1 protein-coding gene and 1 pseudogene are annotated in these 562 nt (G+C 71.5%); both read left to right on the forward strand.

The features are described 5' to 3' along the window. The coding region (locus RX972_RS29120) for a TrbG/VirB9 family P-type conjugative transfer protein (RefSeq protein WP_316880761.1) at positions 1-275 on the forward strand (275 nt) is incomplete at its 5' end. Beyond that, positions 272-562, forward strand: a pseudogene (locus RX972_RS29125) (conjugal transfer protein TraI); the annotation flags it as partial. The gene RX972_RS29120 and the pseudogene RX972_RS29125, both read left to right, overlap by 4 nt.

Genomic DNA, 562 nt, shown 5'->3' on the forward strand with positions numbered 1-562 from the left:
TCGAGGGCGACCGCGCGCCTTGGCGGCCGCTGCGCGCCTATGACGATGGGCGGCAGGTGTTCATCGAGTTCCCCCGGGGCATCGCCCAGGGCGAGATGCCGCCGTTGTTCGTGGTCGGCCCTGAGGGCAACACGTCCGAGCTCGTGAACTACCGCGCTCGCGGCAACTACATGATCGTCGATCGCCTGTTCGCGGCCGCCGAGCTGCGGTTGGGCGCCGGCGATCGCCAGAGGCGGGTTCGCGTTACCCGCACCGACGGGAGGCCCACATCGTGAGCGAGCCGCAGTCCCCGAAAGACGAGACGGCGCCGCTGACGGGGGCCGCCCCGGAGGCTGCCTCGACCATGCGGCTGCGCGCCGAAGCTCCAAGGGTCACGCGGCTGTCACGCAAGGTGCTCGCCGGGATCGGGCTGGTCGCGAGCGTCGGCCTCGGCGGCGCCCTGATCTACGCGCTTCAAACCCGCGACGGCGGCAAGGCCTCCGAGGAGCTCTATTCCACCGACAACCGCTCGACCGCGGACGGCTTGGCGAGCCTCCCGCGCGACTACAGCCGGGTTCCGCAG

The sequence above is a fragment of the Pseudomonas syringae group sp. J309-1 genome (assembly GCF_032582135.1).
GTDB lineage: Bacteria > Pseudomonadota > Gammaproteobacteria > Pseudomonadales > Pseudomonadaceae > Aquipseudomonas > Aquipseudomonas quasicaspiana.